The 23243-nt window shown below is 55.4% G+C and carries 25 protein-coding genes; 8 read left to right on the top strand and 17 right to left on the bottom strand.

The features are described from left to right. Nucleotides 1-8 precede the first annotated feature (8 nt). Nucleotides 9-1163, top strand: coding sequence for an ABC transporter ATP-binding protein (locus ACVWYU_RS24155; RefSeq protein WP_090319548.1), 1155 nt, complete (start codon nucleotides 9-11; stop codon nucleotides 1161-1163). A 133-nt stretch (nucleotides 1164-1296) separates the two neighbouring features. Here the strand turns inward: ACVWYU_RS24155 and ACVWYU_RS24160 are convergent, their stop codons facing one another. From ACVWYU_RS24160 to ACVWYU_RS24175, 4 genes are all read right to left on the bottom strand, one after another. Continuing rightward, the gene (locus ACVWYU_RS24160; protein ID WP_090319545.1) at nucleotides 1297-2256 is read right to left on the bottom strand and encodes an AraC family transcriptional regulator; all 960 of its coding nucleotides are present in this window, start codon (nucleotides 2254-2256) and stop codon (nucleotides 1297-1299) included. Between the two features lie 168 nt (nucleotides 2257-2424). Further along, a complete protein-coding gene (gene catA / locus ACVWYU_RS24165; RefSeq protein WP_090319542.1) occupies nucleotides 2425-3354 on the bottom strand; it encodes a catechol 1,2-dioxygenase in 930 nt (309 codons plus the stop codon). Between the two features lie 54 nt (nucleotides 3355-3408). Beyond that, entirely contained in the window at nucleotides 3409-3699 is a 291-nt protein-coding gene (gene catC, locus ACVWYU_RS24170) for a muconolactone Delta-isomerase (protein WP_007978984.1), read from the bottom strand. Nucleotides 3700-3709: 10 nt separating this feature from the next. Next, nucleotides 3710-4858, bottom strand: a complete 1149-nt coding sequence (locus ACVWYU_RS24175) for a muconate cycloisomerase family protein (RefSeq protein WP_457373838.1) — start codon at nucleotides 4856-4858, stop codon at nucleotides 3710-3712. 127 nt (nucleotides 4859-4985) lie between these two features. Between ACVWYU_RS24175 and ACVWYU_RS24180 the strand changes: the two genes are divergently transcribed. After that, on the top strand, nucleotides 4986-5873 hold the full coding sequence (locus ACVWYU_RS24180; RefSeq protein WP_090319539.1) for a LysR family transcriptional regulator: 888 nt from the start codon (nucleotides 4986-4988) through the stop codon (nucleotides 5871-5873). 59 nt (nucleotides 5874-5932) lie between these two features. Here ACVWYU_RS24180 and ACVWYU_RS24185 read toward each other — a convergent pair whose 3' ends face one another. Continuing rightward, nucleotides 5933-6172: a DUF1652 domain-containing protein gene (locus ACVWYU_RS24185; protein WP_090319536.1), complete on the bottom strand. Its 240-nt coding sequence runs from the start codon at nucleotides 6170-6172 to the stop codon at nucleotides 5933-5935. A 113-nt stretch (nucleotides 6173-6285) separates the two neighbouring features. Continuing rightward, nucleotides 6286-7185, bottom strand: a complete 900-nt coding sequence (locus ACVWYU_RS24190; protein ID WP_457373839.1) for a polysaccharide deacetylase family protein — start codon at nucleotides 7183-7185, stop codon at nucleotides 6286-6288. Between the two features lie 286 nt (nucleotides 7186-7471). On the opposite strand from ACVWYU_RS24190, the gene ACVWYU_RS24195 reads away from it, so the two are divergent. Both ACVWYU_RS24195 and ACVWYU_RS24200 read left to right on the top strand, forming a co-directional pair. Then, complete coding sequence (locus ACVWYU_RS24195) at nucleotides 7472-8152, top strand: SOS response-associated peptidase family protein (RefSeq protein ID WP_390955433.1); 681 nt, start codon at nucleotides 7472-7474, stop codon at nucleotides 8150-8152. A 270-nt stretch (nucleotides 8153-8422) separates the two neighbouring features. Beyond that, nucleotides 8423-8692: a hypothetical protein gene (locus ACVWYU_RS24200; RefSeq protein ID WP_090319527.1), complete on the top strand. Its 270-nt coding sequence runs from the start codon at nucleotides 8423-8425 to the stop codon at nucleotides 8690-8692. A 209-nt stretch (nucleotides 8693-8901) separates the two neighbouring features. Here the strand turns inward: ACVWYU_RS24200 and ACVWYU_RS24205 are convergent, their stop codons facing one another. The 3 genes from ACVWYU_RS24205 to ACVWYU_RS24215 form a co-directional block, all read right to left on the bottom strand. Further along, nucleotides 8902-9057, bottom strand: a complete 156-nt coding sequence (locus tag ACVWYU_RS24205; protein WP_162842367.1) for a hypothetical protein — start codon at nucleotides 9055-9057, stop codon at nucleotides 8902-8904. Nucleotides 9058-9123: 66 nt separating this feature from the next. After that, on the bottom strand, nucleotides 9124-9435 hold the full coding sequence (locus ACVWYU_RS24210) for an AzlD domain-containing protein (protein ID WP_162842384.1): 312 nt from the start codon (nucleotides 9433-9435) through the stop codon (nucleotides 9124-9126). After that, nucleotides 9435-10133 carry an AzlC family ABC transporter permease gene (locus ACVWYU_RS24215; RefSeq protein WP_457373840.1) on the bottom strand — a complete coding sequence of 233 codons (699 nt, stop codon included), beginning with the start codon at nucleotides 10131-10133 and terminating at the stop codon, nucleotides 9435-9437. Before ACVWYU_RS24215 ends, ACVWYU_RS24210 begins: the two co-directional genes overlap by 1 nt. 162 nt (nucleotides 10134-10295) lie before the next feature. On the opposite strand from ACVWYU_RS24215, the gene ACVWYU_RS24220 reads away from it, so the two are divergent. The 4 genes from ACVWYU_RS24220 (at nucleotide 10296) to ACVWYU_RS24235 (ending at nucleotide 13711) form a co-directional block, all read left to right on the top strand. Beyond that, on the top strand, nucleotides 10296-11231 hold the full coding sequence (locus tag ACVWYU_RS24220) for a GGDEF domain-containing protein (RefSeq protein WP_457373841.1): 936 nt from the start codon (nucleotides 10296-10298) through the stop codon (nucleotides 11229-11231). Between the two features lie 285 nt (nucleotides 11232-11516). Next, nucleotides 11517-12392, top strand: a complete 876-nt coding sequence (gene dapA, locus ACVWYU_RS24225; protein ID WP_390955430.1) for a 4-hydroxy-tetrahydrodipicolinate synthase — start codon at nucleotides 11517-11519, stop codon at nucleotides 12390-12392. 60 nt (nucleotides 12393-12452) lie between these two features. After that, nucleotides 12453-12818 carry a DUF2784 domain-containing protein gene (locus tag ACVWYU_RS24230; protein WP_457373842.1) on the top strand — a complete coding sequence of 122 codons (366 nt, stop codon included), beginning with the start codon at nucleotides 12453-12455 and terminating at the stop codon, nucleotides 12816-12818. A gap of 191 nt (nucleotides 12819-13009) precedes the next feature. Further along, on the top strand, nucleotides 13010-13711 hold the full coding sequence (locus ACVWYU_RS24235) for a LuxR C-terminal-related transcriptional regulator (protein WP_457373843.1): 702 nt from the start codon (nucleotides 13010-13012) through the stop codon (nucleotides 13709-13711). A gap of 69 nt (nucleotides 13712-13780) precedes the next feature. Here the strand turns inward: ACVWYU_RS24235 and ACVWYU_RS24240 are convergent, their stop codons facing one another. The 8 genes from ACVWYU_RS24240 to ACVWYU_RS24275 are packed head-to-tail and all read right to left on the bottom strand — an operon-like array spanning nucleotide 13781 to nucleotide 23081. Continuing rightward, on the bottom strand, nucleotides 13781-14509 hold the full coding sequence (locus ACVWYU_RS24240; RefSeq protein ID WP_247254356.1) for an SDR family NAD(P)-dependent oxidoreductase: 729 nt from the start codon (nucleotides 14507-14509) through the stop codon (nucleotides 13781-13783). Further along, nucleotides 14490-16178 carry an FAD/NAD(P)-binding protein gene (locus ACVWYU_RS24245; RefSeq protein WP_457373844.1) on the bottom strand — a complete coding sequence of 563 codons (1689 nt, stop codon included), beginning with the start codon at nucleotides 16176-16178 and terminating at the stop codon, nucleotides 14490-14492. The genes ACVWYU_RS24240 and ACVWYU_RS24245 overlap by 20 nt, the downstream gene beginning before the upstream one ends. A 23-nt stretch (nucleotides 16179-16201) precedes the next feature. Continuing rightward, the gene (locus ACVWYU_RS24250; protein ID WP_457373845.1) at nucleotides 16202-17524 is read right to left on the bottom strand and encodes a DegT/DnrJ/EryC1/StrS family aminotransferase; all 1323 of its coding nucleotides are present in this window, start codon (nucleotides 17522-17524) and stop codon (nucleotides 16202-16204) included. A 45-nt stretch (nucleotides 17525-17569) separates the two neighbouring features. Further along, nucleotides 17570-18316 (bottom strand): SPASM domain-containing protein, encoded by a 747-nt coding sequence (locus ACVWYU_RS24255; RefSeq protein ID WP_457373846.1) that lies wholly within the window; start codon nucleotides 18314-18316, stop codon nucleotides 17570-17572. A gap of 57 nt (nucleotides 18317-18373) precedes the next feature. Further along, nucleotides 18374-19726: an amidase family protein gene (locus tag ACVWYU_RS24260; protein ID WP_457373847.1), complete on the bottom strand. Its 1353-nt coding sequence runs from the start codon at nucleotides 19724-19726 to the stop codon at nucleotides 18374-18376. 19 nt (nucleotides 19727-19745) lie between these two features. Beyond that, nucleotides 19746-20546, bottom strand: coding sequence for a sugar phosphate isomerase/epimerase family protein (locus tag ACVWYU_RS24265; RefSeq protein ID WP_457373848.1), 801 nt, complete (start codon nucleotides 20544-20546; stop codon nucleotides 19746-19748). Continuing rightward, a complete protein-coding gene (locus ACVWYU_RS24270) occupies nucleotides 20539-21720 on the bottom strand; it encodes a 3-dehydroquinate synthase family protein (RefSeq protein WP_457373849.1) in 1182 nt (393 codons plus the stop codon). The genes ACVWYU_RS24265 and ACVWYU_RS24270 overlap by 8 nt, the downstream gene beginning before the upstream one ends. Then, nucleotides 21717-23081 (bottom strand): MATE family efflux transporter, encoded by a 1365-nt coding sequence (locus ACVWYU_RS24275; RefSeq protein WP_457373850.1) that lies wholly within the window; start codon nucleotides 23079-23081, stop codon nucleotides 21717-21719. Before ACVWYU_RS24275 ends, ACVWYU_RS24270 begins: the two co-directional genes overlap by 4 nt. Nucleotides 23082-23243: the final 162 nt, after the last annotated feature.

Below are 23243 nucleotides of genomic sequence, written 5' to 3' on the forward strand. Positions count from 1 at the left end.
AGTACGACATGAGTGCAGTGATCAAAGATAGCGCGCAACAAAACGACCAGCCGCTGGTCAGCCTGCGCAACCTGAACAAGTACTACGGCGACTTCGCCGCCGTGGACAACATCTCGCTGGACATCAAGGACGGTGAGTTCCTGACCTTCCTCGGCTCCAGCGGCTCCGGCAAAAGCACCACCCTGTCGATGCTCGCCGGCTTCGAAACCCCGAGCAGCGGCGAGATCCTGGTCAACGGCCAGTCGCTGGTCAATGTACCGCCGCACAAGCGCGACATCGGCATGGTGTTCCAGCGCTACTCGCTGTTCCCGCATCTGTCGGTGCGCGACAACATCGCCTTCCCGCTGACGATTCGCAAACTGGCCGCGGCCGAACGTGAACGCCGGGTCGATGCCATGCTCAAGCTGGTGCAGCTGGAGCAATTTGCCCATCGCCGCCCTTCGCAACTCTCCGGCGGCCAGCAACAACGGGTCGCCATCGCCCGGGCGCTGGTCTACGAGCCACGCATCCTGTTGATGGACGAACCCCTCGGCGCCCTGGACAAAAAACTGCGTGAAGACTTGCAGGATGAACTGCGTCAGCTGCATCGGCGCCTGGGCATCACCATCGTCTACGTGACCCACGATCAGGAAGAAGCCATGCGTTTGTCCCAGCGCATCGCGATCTTCAGCCACGGCAAGATCGTTGGCCTGGGCAGCGGCTATGACCTGTACCAGAACCCGCCGAATGCCTTCGTCGCCTCGTTCCTCGGCAACTCGAACTTCCTCAAGCTCAAGGCCCAGGGCAATGCGGCGGCCTCGTTTGAAGGTCAGTCGCTGTCGATCCGCCTGACCGCCGGGCTGCAAACCCATCAGGATGTGCTGCTGATGGTGCGTCCGGAAAAGGCGCTGGCCTTGAGCGTTGAGCAAGCGGCCAAGGAGCCCCTGGCGGCAGGCTGGAATGAAGTCTCGGCCAAGGTCGTGGAAGTGCTGTTCCTGGGCGAAAGCCAGACCTGCAGCGTGGTGACCTCGGGCGGCACATCAATGACCGTCAAGGCGTTGTCGGCGGCCGGCATGCCCATGAAGGCGGGAGATCCGGTGCGTGTGCGCTGGGCGACGGCGGATGCCTGCGTCTATACCGAATGGGCTGAAAGCGATCTGAACAAGGCTGCCGGAGCCCATTGATTCGTTGCGGTCCATGCCAGTGGACCGTAGTCAGGTGTCACCCTCGGGCCAGCGCAACGTCGGGTTGCGCTGGCCCTTTTTGCTTTTGCTTCGGCCTTGGCTGGCAAGCCAGCCCCTGAAGGATGGGGGTGGCTCAGAGCCTGCGCTTGAGGGTGTCGGAAGGTAGCTCGCCGAACTGCTTGCGGTAGCTGTCGGAGAACCGCCCCAGGTGCAGGAAACCGTAATCCATGGCCACTTCGGTGACGTTGCGCACATTGCAGGTCGGGTCGCTCAGGCAGGCGTTGATGCGTTCCAGGCGCTTTTGGCGGATGTAGTTTTTCGGTGTGACCCCGGCGTTGCGCTCAAACAGGCCATACAAGGAACGCAGGCTCATGCTGGCCTGGCGTGCCAGTTCTTCGCTGTCGATGTCTCGCTTGAGGTTCTGTGCGATGTAATCGGCGATCACGTCAAAGGTGGCCGTCGGCGAACCGAGGCACTCGCGACTGACATTGGTCTTCATCAGGCTGAGCATCTTGCTGACGATGATCTGCGTGTAATGCTCCTGCACCCTGGGAATCTGCTCGGTGGCCTCGGCCTCCTGGCAAATCATCGCCAGCAAGTTGACGAAACCTTCCAGCTCATTGAGCTGATAGCGGTTCTCCACAAAGCGCACGCCCTGCCCCGGATAACGCCAGCGCTGCTCATCGCAGACCGACTCGAACAAACGGGTGGGGACTTTCAGAATGAATTTTTCGCAATCGGCCGAGTACGTCAGATCGACCGGATCGTCGGGGTTGATCAGCAGCAATTCGCCGGGGGCGAAATAATGTTCCTGGCCGTGCCCGCGCCACAGGCAGTTGCCGCGCAGCAACACTTGCAGGTGATAGATATCCTCCAGCGCGCCCGAGGTTACCCGCACGCTGCCGCCGTAGCTGATGCGACACAGATCGAGGCTGGCGAATTTGCGATGGTCGAGACTGGCCAGCGGCTGGCCTGCGCGGGGCATGAGAATACAGTGGTTACCGACGTGCTGATTGACGTAGCCAGACACCGCATGGGGGTCGGCATGGTCGAACACTCTGCTGCGCTGACTCAATAGTTGCGCTTGCATCATCGGGTCACTCTGATTGTTGTTATGGGTTGCATCGTTTCATTCTAGAACCGAAACACGTGTAGGAGCGAGCCTGCTCGCGATGGACTCGAGAACACCGTGTTTAGCCAGTAAACACGCGTTATCGTTAACGACCATCGCGAGCAGTCTCGCTCCTACAGGGTTTTTCGATCAGTCCTCCAGTGCGCGAACCCGCTCGTGGCGCTGCTGCTCTTCAGGCTGGGCCGACGACTGCAGGGTGAAGTCGAACTCGATTTCCGCGAACCGACCGCTGACACCGTGGGCCGCTGCACGCGCCTGGTCATCGCTGAAGGTGATCTTGGCGATCAACTCGTCACGGGTGGCGTAGGCGAAATCGTCGTGCAGGTATTGATCGCCATCGAGGTTGATCTGCGTGGTCAGGTGACGATGGTCCGGCGCGGAAATGAAGAAGTGGATGTGCGCCGGGCGCTGGCCGTGACGGCCCAGTTGATCGAGCAGTTGCTGGGTCGGACCGTCCGGTGGGCAACCGTAGCCCGACGGCACGATGCTGCGGAAACGGTAACGGCCTTCGGCATCGGTGACGATGCGACGACGCAGGTTGAATTCCGATTGCGCGGTGTCGAAGTACGAGTAGGTGCCGCCAGTGTTGGCGTGCCACACATCCACCACGGCGCCGGCCAGCGGTTCGCCAGCGGTGTTGAACACGCGACCTTGCATGAACAGGGTCACACCCGGATCCACGCCATCATCGAGGCGTGCTTCGCCCTGGGACAGTGGCGCACCGGCCACGTACAGCGGACCTTCGATGGTGCGCGGCGTGCCGCCGGATTTGCCGGCCTGTTCGTCTTCGGCATCCATCAGCAGGTCGAGGTAATGCTCCAGGCCGAGCCCGGCCACCACCAGCCCGGCCTCTTGGCGCGCGCCCAGGACGTTCAGGTAGTTGACGGCTTTCCAGAACTCTTCCGGGGTCACGGCGAGGTCTTCGATGATGTTCACCGAATCACGCAGGATGCGGTACATCAGGGCTTTGACGCGCGGGCTGCCGGCATCGTTGTGCAGGCCGCTGGCCTCTTCGAGAAACTTCTGGACTTCAGCAGTATGGGAAATCTTGACGTTCATTTGGGTGGGTCCTCATCTTGTAATTATGGGCGTTGCGAGCTGAACAGGCGCCGTTCAGCGGTCATCGTCACGGATGGAAGAAGGATGACGGCACATCGCGTCGATCTCGATGGCCATGTACGGGAACAATGGCAATTGCATGAGCAGGTCGTGCAGTTCCTGAACGCTGTCGACATCGAACACGCTGTAGTTCGCGTAATGCCCGGCGATGCGCCACAGATGACGCCACTTGCCTTGTTCTTGCAGGCGTTGGGCCAGGGCTTTCTCGTCAGCTTTCAGTCTGGCGGCTGCTTCCGGATTCATATCGACCGGCAGGTTCACGGTCATTTTTACGTGGAACAGCATAATGCTCTCCTCAGGCTTGATGAATGGCAGTGGATGTTTTGTCGCGGCGGAAAAACGCCAGGCGTTCTTCATCCAGGCTCAGGCCCAGCCCCGGGGTTTTCGGTACGTGCAGCTCGAAATCGCGATACACCAGCGGTTCGCTGAGGATGTCTTCGGTCAACAGCAGCGGGCCGAACAGTTCGGTGTCCCATGCCAGCTTGTTCAAGGTGATAAAGGCATGGGCCGACGCCATCGTGCCGAGGCCGCCTTCGAGCATGGTGCCGCCGTACAGGCCGATACCCGCCGCCTCGGCGATGGAGGCGGTACGCAGCACCGCACGCGGGCCACCGTTCTTGGCGATCTTCAGGGCGAACACCGAAGCCGAGCCTTCACGGGCCAGGTTGAACGCGTCTTCCACGCACTCGATGGATTCGTCCGCCATGATCGGCGCCGGACTCATGGCGTTCAGGCGCACCATGCCGGCGCGGTTATTGCGCGAAATCGGCTGTTCGATCAGGTCAATGCCATTGGTGCCGAGAATCCGGCAAGCACGCAGCGCAACCGCTTCGTCCCAGGCCTGATTGACGTCGACCCGCACGCTGGCGCGGTCACCCAAGGCTTTCTTGATCGCGATCACGTGTGCCAGGTCGCGGTTGACTTCACCGGCACCGATTTTCAGTTTGAAGATGCGGTGGCGGCGCAGGTCGAGCATTTTTTCCGCTTCGGCGATGTCTTTCTCGGTGTCGCCACTGGCCAGGGTCCAGGCCACCGGCAGAGCGTCACGCACGCGACCGCCGAGCAACTCGCTGACCGGCAGGCCCAAGCGCTTGCCCTGGGCGTCGAGCAACGCGGTTTCGATCCCGGATTTGGCGAAGGTGTTGCCACGGATACTGCGTTCCAGGCGCAACATCGCGGCATTGACGTTGCCGCTGTCCTGGCCGATCAACAGCGGCGCAAAGTGCGTGTCGATGTTGGTCTTGATGCTGTCGGGGCTTTCGTTGCCGTAAGCCAGGCCACCGATGGTGGTCGATTCGCCAATGCCTTCGATGCCATCGGCGCAACGCACGCGAATGATCACCAGGGTCTGGTTCTGCATGGTGTGCATCGCCAGCTTGTGCGGGCGGATGGTCGGCAGATCGACGATGATCGTCTCGATCGATTCAATGGCTGTTGCAAGCATTTCGATACCCGTCAGGTTCTTGAAGTTCTGGAATCGATTCTGGTACGGCTTTTTTCAGGAAGCCAATATAGAATTGGTCTGACTTGATACCTTAAAGGTATGCAACTGATGGCCGACTGGAGGCTCCATGGAACTGCGTCACCTGCGTTACTTTCAGGTCTTGGCTCAAACCCTCAATTTCACCCGCGCCGCCGAGTTGCTGCACATCGCCCAACCGCCCTTGAGCCGGCAGATCCAGCAACTGGAAGATGAACTCGGCGTGATCCTGCTCGAACGCGGGCGACCGCTGAAACTGACCGACGCCGGGCGTTTTTTCCATGAACACTCCACGGCCCTGCTCGAACAACTCAACAAGGTCTGCGACAACACGCGGCGTATCGGCCTGGGGGAAAAGACCTGGCTGGGCATCGGTTTTGCGCCGTCGACGCTCTACGGCGTGTTGCCGGAACTGATTCGCCGCCTGCGCAGCGGCGAACCGCTGGAGCTGGAGCTGGGGCTGTCGGAGATGACCACCCTGCAGCAGGTTCAGGCGCTGAAGGCCGGGCGTATCGACATTGGCTTCGGGCGTATCCGTATCGATGATCCGGCGATCATCCAGACCGTCCTCACCGAAGATCGCCTGGTCGCCGCCCTGCCCGCCGGCCATCCCTTGCTCGCCGGTCCCATCAGCCTGCGCGACCTGGCCAAAGAAGCCTTCGTGCTGTACCCCGGCAACCCCCGGCCGAGTTACGCCGACCACGTGATTGCACTCTTCGAATCCTATGGCGTGAGTATCCATGTCGCGCAATGGACCAACGAACTGCAAACGGCGATCGGACTGGTGGGGGCTGGAATCGGCGTCACGCTGGTGCCGGCCTCGGTGCAACTGCTGCACCGCGACGACATTGGTTTCACCCCGTTGCTGGAAGACAACGCGACCTCGCCAATCATTCTCAGCCGGCGGGTCGGCGACGTGTCACCGGGGTTGAACCATTGTTTGCGGATGATTGATGAGCTGCTGCCGCAGGGCTCATGAGGACCTGTGGAGAGGAAGCTTGCTCCCTTTCCACAGGTCCTCATGAGCCGCGATCGGCGTTAACCGGCAAACGCCCGGCGCCCGGCTTTCATCTCGGTGCGCAACTCGCCAATGAATTCGGAAATGGCACGCACACTGGTCAAGTCTTCGGTCGAGACACCGCTCAATAACAGCTCCACTCGCCCGCTCACCGGTTCGTAGATCTCGATACGGAGCAACCCGCCGTTCTCCGTGCATTCGCAGGCCAACGGCACAAAACCGGACTCGACTATGTTGCAAAGAACTGAAATGGGAACCATGGCCGCTGCCTCGCACGGCAATTGATCGGATTGGATCCCACTCAGGATAGATGCTGTTTACCGATCCTGCGCCAGCAAAAAGTGTTAGCTGCCTCGCAGTTTCGATCATTTTTTCAATCGGAATTTCCGCCCCAGATCCAGTTCCAGAATCCAGGCAACTCAACCGGCTGCGAACTGTCGCGCACGGTACGCGCCATCGCCGCCCGCTGCAGCGCGGCCGTATCGTCGTAGAACGGCTGTTCGGCGGTTCTCACCCCTGTCGCCTGGGCGCTGTCGAGCAGGATTTGCAGGTACTCGCGGGTGTGCCGCGCGGTATAGCGATTGAGATCGTGGAACGTCACCACCACCGGAATCACCCCATCCACCACCGGCAGCTCGCCCCGGGCGATGCGCTCGCGTACTTCGGACATCGAGCGCAGAAAGTGGGCGCGCCGGCGGGGGCTGGCGTTAAAGCCCCAGATCTTGCCGTCGTTGGCACTCAAATCGGTGAGCAACACATGCATGCCGTGCTGCTGATACGCGGCGAAGGTGCGCTTGTCGTAGTTCCAGAATGGCGGGCGCAGCAGCGTCGGGGGCGCGCCGGTGATCGCGGCGATGTCGGCGCTGCCATTGGTCAGAGCCTGCTCCAGCTCTTGCGGGTCGAGGGAGCGATGGTTGGTGTGCGAAGGCGTGGCGGTGTGAAAGCCCAGAATGTGCCCGGCATCGCGCTCGTGGTGCATGACCGCGCGCCCGATGTCACTGGCGCCGGCCCGTGAGGCGCGGGTCTGCACAAAGAACACGGCCTTGATGTCCGGCTGCAACCCATTGCGCGCCAGGCTATCGAGCACGGTTTCAGTCGGGTTCCAGAAACTCGACGCGCTGGGACCGTCATCGAAGGTCAGCAGAAAGCGGATCGGGGGTTGGGTGCGTAGACGTTGTTCAGTCTGCGGTGTCATTTCGATAGGGGCGGCGATACAACCCAGCAGACTGGCTGCCATGGCGATCGCCGATAAAACCTTGACCAACTGTTTCATGTTTTGCCTTGGGCCAGACCGTTTCGGTCACCACGTCAAACGGCAAAGTCCTTCGCCCGTTCATCCTTCGCCAGCCCGCAGGTCGCTGTGGGCCGAGGTTGGATCAGGGTACACAGAGTTTGGTTCCGGCGCTGCCCGGCATCCGGGATTAATGGATAAGGAATACTGAAACGGTCGCCGCCTTGCCTGGTCCACAGCTTCGCGGCAAGCCGGACGCCTACGGAGTTGGGTGCTCTGAAATGATTCGAGCATCTATGCTGAAAACTCCCAACGGAGGGTTCATTCAATGTGCGGAAGACTGTCGCAGTATCGAGGCATTCACGATTTCGTTGCCGTGCTGAGCATTCCCGACGCACTGATCAATCACGTTGGCGATGAACCCTTGGCGCGCTACAACGCCGCGCCGACCACGCAGCTTGCGCTGCTGCATCTGGAAAGCGACGGCCTGCACGCCGATCGGCAGCGATGGGGCTGGCGCCCGCACTGGGCAAAGGATCGTGCGGCACCGATCAATGCGCGGGTCGAGAAAGTCGCCCATGGCCCGTTTTTCCGGGCGATCTGGCCGCACCGGGCGATCTGCCCCATCGATAACTGGTTCGAATGGGTCGACGCCGGAGACGGCACCCGCCAACCCTGGCTGATCCGACGACGCGACCGGGGGCCGATCTACTGTGCGGCGATCGGGCAGTTCCCCCTTGGTGGCGCCGCGCCGCGAGACGATGACGGGTTTGTCATCATCACCGCCGACAGCGCTGGCGGTTTGCTGGACATACACGACCGCCGCCCCGTCGTGCTGTCAGCCGAGCTGGCGCGGGAATGGCTGGACCCGGCCACCCCGAAGGATCGTGCCGAACAGATGGTACTTTTGCAGGGTGAAGGCAGTGACGCGTTCCAATGGCACAAGGTCGCCAAAGCGGTTGGCAACGTCAGAAACCAGGCGGCCACATTGATTGATGAAATAACTTGAATATGTCAATAACGACAGGAACATTGGCATAACCAACAATTGTTTATACAAGACATCACCAACTTCGTCATGCCGACTGTTTCAATCAATTAACACTTATATATCCATGAGTTTGGTGAATTAACCGCTTGTCCGACAATGCATTGATCGTGCATACATTTATAAAAACTACCGATAGCATGCGCGCCGCATTTCCAGTTGCACCACCCAGTTGACCAAAGAGTCAACAACTAAGGAAATCCCTGAAAACAAGCCTTGCAGAGAACTAAATTGCGCGACGATTTTGCAATGAATCAAGTCGTGGGTCTGGCGTGCATTTATCTTTCGCCGACAGAACACTACCAACTCGACTGTTTTATCGGGCAATACATAAAGACCCGGAACCTGCGAACAGTCCACAATATCAATCACTTACTGAGTTCAACCCTCGAAAGATATCCGGGCAAACCGCCGGTGATGGTCAATGAGTTGAACGCCTGGCTCGACAAAACCCTGGGGTATCGGGCCGCTCATCCCGAGTTTCTGTTGGACGACGCCTGATCCACACCTGAAGAATTGAAAAGCCCCGTTCAATGGCAATGGGGTTCAGTTGAATGAACGTGCTCCACTTGTAGGAGCGAGCCTGCTCGCGATGGTCGTTAACAATTGCGCGTGTTCACTGGCTAAACGCGGCGTCCTTGGGGCCGCGTCGGAACGCCGCCCGGAGCAGGCTCGCTCCTACAGTGGGGGCTTATTTGTACGCAGCCCGGTCAGGGCTTCAATGGACGCTCCATGTCGCGCTCCGACAGTTCCCGGCTGTCGTCATGTTTCCATGTCTGCTCAGCGTGCTTCTGCTGCTCGAGCTCTTCTTCCGTCGGTTCATCCGTGTCGTCGTCCAGGTCCGGACGCTTTGGGTCAGTTGCCATGTTCACCTCTCTTCCTGAAGGGATCGGTCATCAACTTTAAGCGTAGAACAATTTCCGGTGCCCGGCTCACAGCCACCCTCGCAGCAGAAAGAAGAAGCCCATACTCAACAGCATGCTGAGCAAGGTATTGCGGGTGTAGAGCACCAGGCCGACGGCCACCAGCGAACTGATCAGGTACGGGTTGTCCCAATGCAGATTCAGCTGCTTTTCCGGCATGAACACAATCGGCCCGCAGATGGCGGTCAACATGCCCGGCACGGCAAAGCCCAGGAACTGTCGGGCATTGCTGCTCAAGCGCACTGGCAGCCGCGGTTCCAGAAACACGTAGCGGTTGAGAAACACCAACACGCCCATCCCGATAATCACTGCCCAGACCATCATGTGCGTTCACCCTGGAATTTATTGCAGATAAAACCGGCGCTCATGCCCGCCAACCCCGACAACACCAGCGCCGAGCCCCATTGCCAATAGCTGAACAGCACCGAACAGAACAGCGACACCGCGACGCACACCACGGTCGGCACATTGCGCACCACCGGGGTGATCAGGGCGATGAAGGTGGCAGCGATGGAGAAATCCAGCCCCAGGTGCTCCAGGCCCGGAATGCTGCTGCCGAGCACGATGCCCAGCAGGGTGAAGAGGTTCCAGGCGACGTAGAACGTCAAGCCGACCCCCAGGGCGTACCAGCGGTTGAATTGTTGCTTGTCGTACTGACTGGTCAGGGCGAACAACTCGTCGGTGAGCAGAAAGCCCAATCCTGCCCGCCAGCGCCCCGGCAGCGGCGAAATCACCGAACGCAGGCTCATCCCGTAGAGCAGATGCTGGGAGGTCAGTAACAAGGTGGTGAGCAGAATCGAAAAGATCCCGGCACCGCCCTTGAGCATGCCGATGGCCACCAGTTGCGCGGCGCCGGCAAACACGATGCTCGACAGGCCCTGGCCTTGCAGGGGGGTGAGATTGGCTTCGATGGCCATGGAACCGGCCAGCAACCCCCAGGGTGCGGTGGCCAGGGACAACGGCATGATCGCCGCAGCGCCGCGAAGAAACGCACCGCGCGGCATGAGTGAGTTGGACATAACGCTCGACAATCAGTGAAAGACGACAAACTGTGCCAGCACTGGCCGCCGTTGGCTTGAACGATCTTGCGCACATTGCCATTCATCGGCTGCCTGCTTGCGCCGGCTCAATAGTAGCAACATGATGGCGCTGCATTTTTTCCCCTCAAGGTGCGGCCGTTCATGCATTCAGTCGAAACCGACAGCGACGTCTATAAAACCCTGCTTGAGTCGACCAAGGCGATCCCGTGGCGAATCGACTGGAAGACCATGACCTTCAGCTACATCGGACCGCAGATCGAGAGCCTGCTGGGTTGGGCGCAGGACAGTTGGGTCGGGGTCAACGACTGGGTCGAACGCATGCACCCGGACGATCGCGACTACGTGGTGGAGTTCTGCGTCTCGCAATCCCGTGCCGGCGTCGATCACGAGGCGGATTACCGGGCACTGACCCGCAACGGTGAATACGTGTGGATTCGCGATGTGGTGCACGTGGTGCGCAAGGACGGCGAGGTCGAAGCGCTGGTCGGCTTCATGTTCGACATCAGCGAGCGCAAGAAAACCGAAGAGCACCTGATTCGCCTGCAGAAACAGCTCGAGGAATATTCCTTCCAGGACGGCCTGACGGGCATTGCCAACCGGCGCATGTTCGACACCGTGCTGGAACGGGAATGGACCAGCGCCCAGCGCAGCGGCGCGCCGCTGTCGGTGATCGTGCTGGATATCGATTATTTCAAGCAGTACAACGACCATTACGGCCACATCAAGGGTGACGAATGCCTGCGCCGTGTGGCGCGCACGCTGTCGCTGGCGGCGAATCGACCACGGGATTTCATCGCCCGGATCGGCGGCGAAGAGTTCGTCTGGCTGCTGCCGGAAACCGATGCCGAATCTGCCCGATTGGTGGCCAACAAGTGCCTGCACCTGATTCGCCAGCAGCAGATTCCCCACGAATTTTCCGCGGTATCGCCCTTGCTCAGCCTGAGCCTGGGGGTCGGTACCACCCACGCCACGCCGCACACCACGGCACTGGCGTTCGTCGAACAGGTCGACAAATTGCTCTATCAGGCCAAGCGCAACGGGCGCATGCGCGCGGCGTTCGCAGATTTTCGAGATTGACAAACCCGGCGCCGCCTTTTAAAACTGGGCACCTCATTCAGGGTGTAAGCAAACATGTCCGCAACCTTCAACCTCAACATTGACGTCATTGGCTTGAATGCCAAGGCGCAAGGTTGCGTTGCGCACGCCCTCAAATCGAAGAAACAGTCGCTCATGTGACCGGGGCGCGCTGTCCCGTCAGATGAGCTGACAGGACATTGAGCGCGACGGACCACCCTCCCCTTGCTTGCTTCCTTCTACGCTTCTGACGGTGACGAAATCGGTCAAACCTTCAGGAGTCAGCGTATGTCATCGTTTCAAGGTATCTGGGTTCCACTGGTCACGCCGTTCCACAACGGTGCCATCGATTTCGTCGGCTTGCGCCGGCTGGTCAGCCACCTGCTGGAAAAGGGCGTCGACGGCCTGGTTGTCTGTGGCACCACCGGCGAACCGGCGGCCATGAGCAAACAGGAGCAACTGGCGGTACTCGATGCCGTACTCGAGCTGGTGCCGGCCGATCGCATCGTCATGGGCCTGGCCGGCAACAACCTGAGCGAGTTGCTGCAGTTCCAGCGCGAGATCCTGAAGCGTCCGGTGGCAGGTTTGCTGGTGCCGCCGCCGTATTACATCCGCCCGTCCCAGGCCGGCCTCGAAGCGTTTTTCCAGACCGTGGCCGATGCTTCCAGCGTGCCGCTGATTCTCTACGACATTCCTTACCGTACCGGCGTGGCCTTCGAGCAGGCGACCCTGCTCAACATCGTCGCCCACGAACGCATCGTCGCGATCAAGGACTGCGGCGGTAACTTCTCGAACACCCTCGCCTTGCTCAACAGCGGCCAGGTCGATGTGCTGTGCGGTGAAGATAACCAGATCTTCAACGCCCTGTGCCTGGGAGCCAAAGGCGCGATTGCCGCGTCGGCGCACGTTCATCCGGAACTGTTCGTGCAGTTGTACCAGCAGATCCGCGACAACAGGCTGGCGGATGGCCGCGCCACATTTTTCCGTTTGCTGCCGCTGATCAACAGCCTGTTCCTGGAGCCCAACCCGGCCCCGGTGAAAACCGCCTTGGCCCTGCAAGGCTTGATCGGTGATGAACTGCGTGCACCGATGCAACGCAGCAGCGAATCGATGACCGAACGCTTGAAAGGCGTGCTCAGCGCATTGGAGCGCGACAATCGATAGAACCCCCGCCAACGGCCCGAGTAGCATGGAGCGATTCGTTCAGCCTTCAGGGGCACCGACATGCTGTACCGAATCGCCGCCGACGGGCTGATGCTGTTTCACTTGCTGTTCATCGTGTTTGTGTTGTTCGGCGGGTTGCTGGTGCTCAAATGGCGCCACCTGATCTGGTGGCATCCGCCAGCCGCGCTGTGGGGTACGGCGGTGGAGTTCTTCCACCTGCCCTGCCCGCTGACCGACTGGGAAAACCGCATGCACCAGGGGGCCGGGCAAAGCGGCTATGCCGCGAGTTTCATCGAACATTATGTGTGGCCGGTCATTTACCCGGACGGGCTGACTCCGGCTGTTCAACTGTGGCTGGCCGCTGTGGTACTGGTACTCAACGTACTGGTTTATCTTCGAGTGATCAGAAAGTGGAAGTGCCTCTGAAAGATCGCAGTCTGCGGCAGCTCCTTTGCCAGAGCTAAGAGTTGAATCGGGCGAGTAATCTGTAGGAACTAACTCACTCGATAAATGGAAAAGGAGTTGGAAACGCAGGAACAATCCGACTTAACAACTCATCTACAATCGTCAATAGTCCCCCCCCTATTACGGAAAATTTAAACTGCAAAGGGGGCATCATGAATCGTACCGATCTACTCTCCCTAAAAAATCATATTCACGCGGCCATATCGCAGAGCGAAACAGTCGAAAACTTATGGGCGACATGTTTTAAAATAATTAAAGAAATGAAGTTTGACTATTTCTCCTATCACATCCAGTATCCGACCCCTTTTACAAACCCTAGAGTGCAGACTTACGGAAACTACCCACTTGACGTGTCAAGCTTCCTTACCAGGAAAAGCCCTCATAGAAGCACAGGACATCTTAAAATCACGCCAGAACAGTTAACAACTTTCAATCAAGCACAAAACCATGAAAACTTACACACAATAAAAATAAATGATTCGATTTTCTTCATAACTCAATCCACTCAAAAACCCGAAGGAGTAGTAGAACATTTTTTCTTAGCAAGAACACATCATGAAATCGACCGTCATGAGCTAAAAATATCACGCACACTAATGAAAACCATTACAGAAGAAGCTTACAGAAAACTATTTAATTTAAACAACACCACTTCACAGACAATATTTTTATCGCCCAGAGAGAAAGAAATACTGCTCTGGGGCGCTGACGGAAAAACATCAGAAGAAATCGCAATAATTCTCGGCCTATCGCAAGACGCAATAAACTTTCACCACAAGAAAATACAAAAAAAGTTAAATACGACTAACCGAGTACAAGCCATTGCCCATGCAATAGTTAAAGGCTACCTATAGAACATAAGACACCGGTCAAATAGCACAGCAAAAAAAAAAACAACAAATAAGGACCGAATTGTCAGACTATCAATGAATGGTTGCTCCGGCACTCAGGTTCAATATCGTTCCAGTCATTGCGGTGCATTGCTCAAGAAAAAACACGGCCTGTGCAACCTCTTCAGGCTTTACCCAGCGCTTGAGTGCAGTGTTTTTTGCGGCCAGGGCGATCAACTCCGTCACATCAGTGCCCGTTTTGGTCGATCTTGTTTGCAGGCTCTTTTCTTCCCCGGGTGTCATGACATCACCAGGAGCAATGCAGTTGATCCTGATCGTCTGGCCACACTCCCAAGCCAAGGGCCCAATAATGGCGTGCAATGCGCCTTTGGCGGCAGTGTAAAGGCTGTTGCCTGTGTGCTTTGCACCTGGCAAAGCCGCCTGTGAGCCGATGAAAATGATATGTCCTTCCCTTTGTTCCTCCTGCCAACGGCGTATTGCCAGTCGTGCCAATAAGATAGGACTGAATACATTCAGCGCAAAGATCGCCTGCAGCCCGGGTAACCGAGTGTGGACGAACTCATCATCAACACAGGCCCCCGCATTTAAAATGAGCAGATCGGGTACGCCTTTGATTCTTTCAGCCGCTTGCCAAACCTGTTCTATCTTTTTTGTTTGATAAAGATCGCAGGCAACATCACCGCCACCTCGCTGCAAGGTAACAACTGCATATCCTGCCTCCCTGAGCGCGTCAGCAATTGCCCGACCAATGCCATAGCTGGCGCCCGTCACCCATGCAGTTTTACTCTCCAGCACCTTCATCGGGCGCCTCCTTGTCATACCCTAATACAGCAGAAGCGATTCTCTGCGCTTCAACGAAAGGTGTGGACTTGCCATCTATCGTAGGGACGTACCAGTTGTAGTAGGTGCTCCCTTCGCTCATGACCCCTGTAATGAACAAATGCTCTTGAGCCACGCCATACGACGATACGGCTTTTGATTCAGCATTCACGGCAACTCCTGGTGTCGCGAGCCAATCAGTGTGACGTGCATGAATACGCCCGCCTTCAACCAGTGCGCCCAGCAACCCAGATGTGTTTTTCGTCAGCGTCGGCTGAGAGGTATAGCCTTGCAGAAGTCGGTCGAGATCAATGGATACCGGGGTTTCAAATACGGTTGACTGCACATGCCAGCAGTGTTTCTTTGGCGCCCATTGCAATTCGGGAGCGGGACCGAGCGGCGTTAAAACAATCCCCGCGTCGATCAACATTAACAGCTCTTGCTGGCGTTCATGCTGCGGGCCTATTGCATTGCGATTAATTGCAGAAGCAAAGTGGTTGTAGAACCAACTATGGGAGGATGGCGTCAGCCCCCCGTAATTCACAACGGTCCTGATGGCATCCCGTGCGTTCATCAAGACTTCAACTGCACGCTTCACGGCGCTTCCTGATAGCCCCAGATGAGCCTCATACAAGTCTTGTTTTACGAACTCAACGACCGCGGCACTGTATTCCTGGCTGTTTTTTTGCGACATCTCAGGCCAAAGCAAGCCGTTCATCAACGCCATGGCGGCCTGCGTCGGCACCTCCCGGTCCAGCATGGCTTGTGCAACATCCAGGGCGAGCAGCGGATAAATTTCCGTCATGAAGTTGATCGCTGCCTGCCCCCGCTGCTTGCGCAACGCCAAAGCTGCTTGCTCATTGAAGTGAAGCGTCGGAGCAAAGTCAGCGCAACCATCATCGACAGGGCGTGCCCGTGAGGGCAATCCGCTACGAGAGAAAAGGATGATATTGGGCTCGTTACCTGACGGCTTATAGACGCCATCGGCAAAAATACCTCCCCTGCCCCGGGTCAATTCAGCGATAGCATCCATGGCCGTCAAACCAAAACCTTGTATCCCGACAGTGCTGCCTGCAGGGATATTCCGGCTACTGAGTTCAGCGGTGTAGATATCAGCGATCAATTCTTGGCTGTTGGCCACTGGAAGCATATGACCGACAGCAACCACTACATGGTCACTGACAATCTTGCGCTGCGTAAGCAAACAAGTAACTTCTTTCTGCCCGGCCTGTTGTATATCGATAGCCTCGTCATCGATATATTCCACTTGGCAATTCAACGGACAACGTTCCAGCAAGCGCTGATACAGTTCATGGCAATAAGCTCCAAACAGGCGTCTGGGCATGTAAGCGCCGGCACTCGCCGCGATACCTTGTTGATTCAGCCAGGGCAGGAAGTCGGCAAACGTGCCTTTGAGCAATGATGGCTGAAACGCCTCCCCAGGGATCAGGGTCAATAAGCCTGCCACTGTATTCAGAAGAAACCTGTCGGAGAGGGACTGCCCATGAACGCCTTGCCCCGGCATGCCTTTATTAACGACAACAATCTGTACCTGGAGCTCCGGCTGTTGCGCGGCCAGCGACAAAAGACGCTCCAGCACGCAAAGACCTCGAGGACCGAGTCCGATAATGGTGATACTCACGACTTTCATGGCATGTGACCTTATGAATGACGTTAAAACGCGTCGGATGTCGGTGCCTGGCGAGCAGAGAAAACCTTATGCGGCTGAGCAACCAGCTTTCTCAAGGCTTGGGCAATTTTTTGCGCCGCGCCGGCGCCTCCAAGCAAAACCCAGTTTGGCAGCGAGATATGATGACGCCTTGCTGATTCGGCTTGGGGTAGTTGATAACGCGTCGGCTCGAAATCATCCTTATTACTAAAGTTCTTTATTCTCGGGCTCGAGAGTGGGTTGTACAGCGTGAACTTATTCATCGGCTGATAAAGCGGGCTGACTTGAACATTCAACTCTTCGGTCATGGCCAGGGCCAAGGCGTCTATCGTGCATCCAGGAAAGTACTTTTCGAGTCCTATTTTCATTACCAGGTTGTAATAGGTACACCGTGTATTACGTGGATCACGTCGCAAGAAGGTGACGAAGTCTTCCTCACCTTCGAACAGAGCCTGCAAGGTCTCTGCGCACTCTTCACGCTGCGCATTCTGCCGATCCAGGTGCCGTAGCCGGTCGAGCAAAATGGCGGATTGAAATTCCGTCAGGCAAAAATTCTGTCCTTGCACCGTTCCTCGCTCTACCAGCTCCAAACGTCTCTCTTCAGGCGCCCCCGAAAACAGCCGGCCGTCAGCCCTCAGTTGCTCAAGCTTCTCCGCCAGTACCGGATCCGATGTCACAACGGCTCCCCCTTCTCCTGAGGTCAGCACCTTGGCTTGTTGCATGCTGAAGCATCCCAGGGCACCAAAAGCCCCTACCTTGCGGCCACGCCACATTGCCCCGTGTGCCTGCGAGCAATCCTCAATCAGCGGGATTTTGTAACGCTCGCTAATGTCCAGGAACGAATCGATGTCCGCCGTTCGGCAGTAGGCATGTACAAGCAAGATCGCCTTTGTTTTCGCGTTTATCCGTGCTTCGGCCGCTTGCGGTGACATCGCCATGGACTCGGGATCAATATCAACCAGCACCGGGACTGCGCCCACGCTGCAGGTTGCGGAAGCGCAGGCCACCCAGGTCAGGCCGGGGACCAATACTTCGTCACCCGCTCCTACGCCCAATGCCAGCAGCGAAATCGTCAGCGCAGAGGTTCCACTAGTGACAGGCGTGCAATACCGAGTGCCGCAGTACTCGGCAAAAGCCCTGGCAAATCGTCGCTCATAGGTCTCTTGGCCGCTATAAGCTCCACTTATCGTCCACCGTGTCGACTCCAGCACCTCAGTCATGACTTTCAAAGTACCGCTGTCGTGGGAAGGCCACTTCGGCCAAGCGTTCGTTGTCACAGGCGTGTTGGAGCCAATTAAAGTTGTTGTATCGGTAATATGAATATTCATGACCCTTTCCTGATGACGGCTTATAGCCCGGTTAAAAGAAATGGCTTAAGAAATGAGATCCCAAAAAGGTTCAGAGCGATCGGACTTTCCAAGTGCGGTATGGGCACGATTGGTACAGTGGGTACACATCTCGCAAGCACCTTTGCGATTGCCAATTTCCAGCTCTCCTCGAATACGCGAGTAGTCATCGCTGTTCCAGATCTCGGCAATGGACTGATTACATATATTGCCCATGACATGGCTTCGATAAGCATCCTCATAACACAGGACAACATCTCCAGTGATCGTGACGATCAACATTTCCGTAGGCGCAAAACACCTTTGAGAGATATCCAGCTCCGTGGCCTTGGGCAACTCCGCCATTTTTCCGCCACGGTTGGTCAGCACCAGATCGTCTGAGAACTGGACAACTTGTCTTGGCCTGGGCGGGTGAGATTTTCCGCTGTGGGAAGTGATAACAATCATTTGCATGCCGGCATCGACCAGCGACTCATACCGCTGCTGAGTAAGAAGATCCCCGTTGGTAAACAGTACAGGGCGGCATTTCGGCACCGCCTGTAAAATACGCCTGACGATATCCTCCAAACCTTTATGTATTAACGGTTCATTATAAAAATGAAAGGAGATTCTCCCATCGAAGCCTATTTCCTCCAATCGAAAAATAAACGACGACAGCACGTTTTCCTGAATTAATCGGGGCACCTGAGGGAAAGGCATAATTGACACAGGGCAATAACTGCATTTTCGATTACACCGCGAATTGATTTCTATTTCAACGTTCAAAAGTCTCATAAAACCTCGCTTCGTAATTTTCAAATGACAGGGCTCACCATTATCCCTGGCGGTGCTTCATCCCTTGACGATGGTCTCGATAGTGCGGCAGATTGCCAATGCATGCTTATGATCAATTGTCGGGGAGCACAACATTTCAATACCGACCGGTAATGCGTCAGGGCCCGTCACGGAGAAATTCATTGCAATTGTTTGAGCACAACTGGAGACCGAAACATGGCGGGCCAGCGCCAGATGATCAGTTGAAAATTCATTTCCATTATTTATCGCTGGTGCTGTTACTCCGGCAGTGGGATGTATCAGCACCTGGCATTTACTTCTATTGAAATAATCGAAAACGTCTTGCTTTATTTCCCCCGCGACTGTCTGAGCGCGTTCATACGCGCGTAGGCTTGGCCTGCCTGGTGGAAAAGCAAGGGCCTTGATTTTATTGGCTGCCGAGGTATCACTATTTTCTAGTAATTCATCCAGTGTCGCCGGACCCTGTGATCGAGAACCGAGATAATTATTAAACGCTTCTAAAAATTCATGGTTGACGATCGTTGCTAATGCATAGGCTGCCAACCCAAATGAGGCCGGCACCTCTTGCATGACAATGTGAGCACCTGCGGCGGAAAGTTTAAATATTGCCTCGTGCATGCTCACTTCAATACTCGGAGTCAATGCTGCCAGAGAAAAATTTGCTGCAACGGCAATATGCAAATCGATAGGCTCTACCGCGGGTAACTCTTCGTACTCATGAATGAGACTGTCCAGCAACGAAATATCGTCAAGGGTACTGGCGATCAACCCTAACTGATCGTAACCGGAGGACGTCAGTGGACAAACTCCATCTGTGGCAAACCCCGGGCGAGGAGCCCGATAAGCAGAAACGCCACAGAACGCCGCCGGGATACGTAAAGAACCCACTGTATCTTCGCCGACGGCGAAATAAGCAGCACCACCCGCTACACCTGCTGCGCATCCGCCGCTGCTTCCACCCGGTGAGTGATTAGGGTACACAGGATTAATCACCTGCCCGAAATAGGGGTTATCGGATGACCAGCCATAACTCATCTCATCCAGATTAGCTTTGCCGATACAAATGGCACCCAGGGATCTCAAGCGCGCAACCAATGAATGATCAACTGATGGATAATTATTGTTCAGGGCTAGAGTGCCGTTAGTTGTCGGAAACCCGGTCACGTCAATGCTATCCTTGACAATATAACTTATGCCGGAAAGTATTCCGCCCCAACGCTTGAACGCCGTATGGTCTGGAAAGTCACTTTCCGGCGCAACAGATAGTCGATTGACAAAGACGTGATAGTTGTCCACCCAGTCAATCTCTTTATAAAGCGAGTGCGACGAGTTCATTCTGATTGACGCCGATTGCTCCAACGTCTGGCGCAGTTTTTTCTTGTTGAGCATCTGCTACCCCCTCTGATATTTACCCTTGCGTACCGGAAACACATGAGCGCAGAAAAGCGATATCGGCGTTCATTCCATCCATGGAAAGTTTGGAATAATCATTTTCAAGGATGTAGGCTTCACAAAACCCCAGTTGCTCTATTAGCTCAATAATGGCAGCAACATTTCCTTGGCCCTGCCCTAGGAGCGCATTATCATAACCAGGCAACACACCGTCCTTGACATGGACCTGGGAGAGCAAATGGGGATGAACTGAAGAAATAATTTCTTCAACTGAATGCCCCCAGCGGACTGGATTAAAAATATCCAGAAGCACCCTGAAATTTGCTTCGCCAACCTGATCCACCAGCGCTAACTGTTCTTTCGCCGATAAACTGTTTTCGCTGGCAATCAAGACTGGATGGCGTTGCGCCGTTTGGCATAACTTTTTGAAGAACATTGCCGTTTCGGCAAGGTCATCAGCCCCCACTATTTCATTTTTATTGAAGCTCGGGATATACACGGCGGGTACATTCAAAAACTCTGCCACATGAAAAACGTGTAGGCAAAATTCGAAAAATTCAGTTCTAAATTTTTCCCCGGCATAACTATTCAGACCAAAATCCTCAACCAGGTTCAATCCTATGGCACTGATTTTGTGACGACTATCGCTACACCCCAGGCATTGACGCAGCTGTTGCTCATTGCCGACACGACACGCCCTCAACATACGCAGCTGGGACAGCGTCTGGATGCCCACGTGCATCATCATTCCATCAGGCAACGTGCCAGGCAGGCCGGATTCGGGCAAGCTCCAGGCCGCACAACCTACATTAGTCATCGTGGGATTCCAGGTAAGTAACCGCCTGCTGCAACTGCCCGCAAGAAAGCTCACACCAGTGTTCAATATAAGCAACTGTGCCAATTGTTACAGGGATAACCAGGTTCAGCGCTCCGGCACGATGCGCAACAATCGCCGCCAAGGATTCATACAGGGCCACTGTCTCGACTTCTGCGGGGACGGTCACACTCAAGCCTGCACTTTTCAGCGTATCAATAATGACTTGGCAGGTATCCCACGCCAGCAGATTGCGCTGGGCGCTGATGACTGCAGACAAGGCAATGTCGATAGCCACGGCTTCACCATGACTCACTTTATAGTTAGTCGCCGATTCAATATGAGGGCTAAAGGTATGACCAAAATCGACGTATCGCTGATAACTATCAAGCTCATACAAGTTCTCAGACAATTCCGTCAACATGCCGACTACAGAACGGTCAACAACCTCCCAGCCTATTGCGCTTTGGAGCTTTTCCTCATTCATATGAGTCGAGACATTGACCAACTTCCCGAAAAGTGTCGCATCCTTGATAATCGCTATTTTTATCGCTTCCGCAAAACCGGCTTTTAAATGCTCTACGGCGAGCGTATTTAAAAAACCAGGGCAAACAAAGGTATACTCCGCCGGGTAAAATGACCCCAAGACACTTTTTTTACCCTCATAGTTAATTCCGTTTTTTATGCCGACCGCAGCATCAATCATGCCAATGAATGTAGTCGGAACCTTTATGCACTTTACACCGCGCCTGTATATCGATGCTGCAAACCCGACAACATCCAAGCATACGCCGCCACCGACGGAAATTATCTGGCCATTTCGTGGAAAATTGATTTCCTTCGCCAGGCGACACACTTCCAGCGACATCTCAATTTCTTTATTTTTCTCGGTTACTGCAAGCTCAAAAAAACTGACACGCTCGCCCCCTTTCAACTGGGAGAATTTCCTGCGAATGGCTTCTCCATAGAGCGTATTTACGGTCGGGGTGTAAATAACCATGGCAGAGTCGGTGTCAACGACAGTCTCCAGCAAGTCAGAATCTTCTGAAAAAATATTGCCAGAAAGAAGAATCTTGTACTCTCTTGATAGCGTGGTACTGACTGCGTAACAATTGTCGCCCTGCTTTAGCTCAGATGCTGAATGCCACCTGTTTGAAAAACTCATCAAGTTGCTCATGACCCACGCCCCTCCTTGTTCATTAACAACGAATCAAATTCCATCGAAGCAGCGGCTACAGACTTTGGTTCAATCTGCATAAATCGCTTTATGACAAGACTCACCGCATAACCACTGACTATCGCCTGAGATAGAAAAGCGACGTTCGAGAGCACGCATAACCATTGAAGGGTGACTTTGTTCACACTGACCAAAAATAACAGGGGGATGATAAATACTGCCAGGCGAGTACAAATAGCCAGCAGTGACCAGATCGTTCGACCGGACGCCTGTAATATCGAGCCATTGATATGTGTCAGGCCTGATGTCACAAAATTCAACGAAATGCACACCAGAAAATAGGCAGCCATACGTTTTACATGGCTGTCGTTTGAAAAAAAGGACACCATGGCGTTCCCCCACAAAAAACACCCTACCGTTAAGCACAGCGTAATACTTATGACCAGCACCAGCGAAACAGCATATACCTCTTTGACTTTACCAACTTCGTTGGCACCGAAATAGAACGCAGCTACTGGAACACATCCATAAACAACCGAAAGGGATGGGATAAAAAGCGCCTGAATTAACATTAACCCAATTCCGACTGCCGCCTGCACTTGCGCGCCCAGTTTTGCAGCTGCCCAATACATCAAGCAGGTGTACACAAAAATCACAAGTGTTTCCAATCCTGCTGGCAGGCCAACTGAGATGACTCGTCGTGCGATAACGCTTTGCCAGCGAAACGTTATTCGCGCCTGTGCAATATGTCGGTAACGATCAACAGCTCTATATAGAATGATCGCCGCTGCAACCGAGGTTGCCAGGGTTGTAGCCATTCCGGCGCCTAACGTGCCAAGCCCGGTGATACCCGGTACACCGAAGATTAGTAAAGGCGCCAAAACCAGGTTTATTGGAACGCAAATGCATTGAGCAACCAATGGCCCATAGGGCTCGCCAGCTGCACGCAGCCCGAACGTTGCCACGGTGATAACAATTTGCAGCGCCAATCCCGGTATATAGCCATATAAATACGATTCACCCATCCCTTGTGCGACCTCACCCGAGGCAAATCCTGACATGACGCGCCCGCCGCCCATATAACCCGCAACGACAACACATACACTGCAGGCGATAGCCATCAGCCCTGCATGAATAAAAATCGTACGCGCCCGTGCATACTTCCCTGCCCCCAATGCCTGCCCTATCAAGGACACTGCACCTATCCCCAGTAGTTGGCCAAGCATGCCGGTCAGCAATGCAGCGGTGGCTGCTGAGCTAACCCCAGCTATTGCATCAGCGCCCAACCGACTGACAAAAAATAAATCAATAAGCAGATATAAGGATTGAATAACGATTCCCACCCCAATGGGAATTGACATGTGCGAAACGCTCTTTGCGACCCTTATGTAATCAGCAAACATAGGCTATCACTCTACTACGCAAAAGTGCCTTGCTGCAGTGCGAATGGACAGCAGAATAATAAATGTATAGGGAAGCGCAACTACCAAAACTGGTAGTTGCGCGTCAATTGCGTAGCCGGC

Source organism: Pseudomonas sp. TE12234 (genome assembly GCF_054061835.1).

Coding starts and splice junctions, on each gene's coding strand:
- ACVWYU_RS24155 (WP_090319548.1), top strand. CDS start 9: ATGAGTGCAGTGATCAAAGATAGCGCGCAACAAAACGACCAGCCGCTG.
- ACVWYU_RS24160 (WP_090319545.1), bottom strand. CDS start 2,256: ATGATGCAAGCGCAACTATTGAGTCAGCGCAGCAGAGTGTTCGACCAT.
- catA (WP_090319542.1), bottom strand. CDS start 3,354: ATGAACGTCAAGATTTCCCATACTGCTGAAGTCCAGAAGTTTCTCGAA.
- catC (WP_007978984.1), bottom strand. CDS start 3,699: ATGCTGTTCCACGTAAAAATGACCGTGAACCTGCCGGTCGATATGAAT.
- ACVWYU_RS24175 (WP_457373838.1), bottom strand. CDS start 4,858: ATGCTTGCAACAGCCATTGAATCGATCGAGACGATCATCGTCGATCTG.
- ACVWYU_RS24180 (WP_090319539.1), top strand. CDS start 4,986: ATGGAACTGCGTCACCTGCGTTACTTTCAGGTCTTGGCTCAAACCCTC.
- ACVWYU_RS24185 (WP_090319536.1), bottom strand. CDS start 6,172: ATGGTTCCCATTTCAGTTCTTTGCAACATAGTCGAGTCCGGTTTTGTG.
- ACVWYU_RS24190 (WP_457373839.1), bottom strand. CDS start 7,185: ATGAAACAGTTGGTCAAGGTTTTATCGGCGATCGCCATGGCAGCCAGT.
- ACVWYU_RS24195 (WP_390955433.1), top strand. CDS start 7,472: ATGTGCGGAAGACTGTCGCAGTATCGAGGCATTCACGATTTCGTTGCC.
- ACVWYU_RS24205 (WP_162842367.1), bottom strand. CDS start 9,057: ATGGCAACTGACCCAAAGCGTCCGGACCTGGACGACGACACGGATGAA.
- ACVWYU_RS24210 (WP_162842384.1), bottom strand. CDS start 9,435: ATGGTCTGGGCAGTGATTATCGGGATGGGCGTGTTGGTGTTTCTCAAC.
- ACVWYU_RS24215 (WP_457373840.1), bottom strand. CDS start 10,133: ATGTCCAACTCACTCATGCCGCGCGGTGCGTTTCTTCGCGGCGCTGCG.
- ACVWYU_RS24220 (WP_457373841.1), top strand. CDS start 10,296: ATGCATTCAGTCGAAACCGACAGCGACGTCTATAAAACCCTGCTTGAG.
- dapA (WP_390955430.1), top strand. CDS start 11,517: ATGTCATCGTTTCAAGGTATCTGGGTTCCACTGGTCACGCCGTTCCAC.
- ACVWYU_RS24230 (WP_457373842.1), top strand. CDS start 12,453: ATGCTGTACCGAATCGCCGCCGACGGGCTGATGCTGTTTCACTTGCTG.
- ACVWYU_RS24235 (WP_457373843.1), top strand. CDS start 13,010: ATGAATCGTACCGATCTACTCTCCCTAAAAAATCATATTCACGCGGCC.
- ACVWYU_RS24240 (WP_247254356.1), bottom strand. CDS start 14,509: ATGAAGGTGCTGGAGAGTAAAACTGCATGGGTGACGGGCGCCAGCTAT.
- ACVWYU_RS24245 (WP_457373844.1), bottom strand. CDS start 16,178: ATGAAAGTCGTGAGTATCACCATTATCGGACTCGGTCCTCGAGGTCTT.
- ACVWYU_RS24250 (WP_457373845.1), bottom strand. CDS start 17,524: ATGAATATTCATATTACCGATACAACAACTTTAATTGGCTCCAACACG.
- ACVWYU_RS24255 (WP_457373846.1), bottom strand. CDS start 18,316: ATGAGACTTTTGAACGTTGAAATAGAAATCAATTCGCGGTGTAATCGA.
- ACVWYU_RS24260 (WP_457373847.1), bottom strand. CDS start 19,726: ATGCTCAACAAGAAAAAACTGCGCCAGACGTTGGAGCAATCGGCGTCA.
- ACVWYU_RS24265 (WP_457373848.1), bottom strand. CDS start 20,546: ATGACTAATGTAGGTTGTGCGGCCTGGAGCTTGCCCGAATCCGGCCTG.
- ACVWYU_RS24270 (WP_457373849.1), bottom strand. CDS start 21,720: ATGAGCAACTTGATGAGTTTTTCAAACAGGTGGCATTCAGCATCTGAG.
- ACVWYU_RS24275 (WP_457373850.1), bottom strand. CDS start 23,081: ATGTCAATTCCCATTGGGGTGGGAATCGTTATTCAATCCTTATATCTG.